Source organism: Schumannella sp. 10F1B-5-1 (assembly GCF_006517535.1).
Lineage (GTDB): Bacteria > Actinomycetota > Actinomycetes > Actinomycetales > Microbacteriaceae > Schumannella.
Genome location: NZ_VHQH01000317.1, coordinates 1 through 459 on the forward strand (window position 1 = coordinate 1; position 459 = coordinate 459).

Genomic DNA, 459 nt, shown 5'->3' on the forward strand with positions numbered 1-459 from the left:
GATGTGACCGACATCCGCCGCGCGATCGAACTTGGTTGCTACTTTTCGGTGAATGCGGCGATGCCCGATGACGCGCTGAAGGCCTTGCCGTACGAACGAGTGCTTCCCGAGACAGATTTTCCTGCGTCTCGTGGCAAGACCGGTGCCGCTCGACCAGGAGACATCAGTGCGCTGGAAGCGACAGTGGCGCGATTGACTCGGCTGCGCCCGGAGAGAGTTCGCCGGAATTGGTACATCACCCTCGGGAGCCTGATCCGAGATGCCTCGGTGGTCGGGATTCCAAAGCGCCTCGTCGTGCTCTGCGACGAAGCAGGGAGTTCGCGCTGATCGATGGCCCCAGCACCCCCACCAAGGGGTGTGGCAGGAGTGACGGCTTCGCGGCACGATTCAGCAGTGAGATCCGCTCTGAAGCGTCGCGCGAAGCGAGAGCCCGCCCCCCGACCGGAGGTGGACAGCCAC

Annotated in this window: 1 pseudogene; it reads left to right on the forward strand. The window is 63.8% G+C overall.

Annotated features, from left to right (window positions below):
* Positions 1 to 327: pseudogene (locus FJ658_RS16595) on the forward strand (hypothetical protein); the annotation flags it as partial.
* Between the last annotated feature and the right edge of the window lie 132 nt (positions 328 to 459).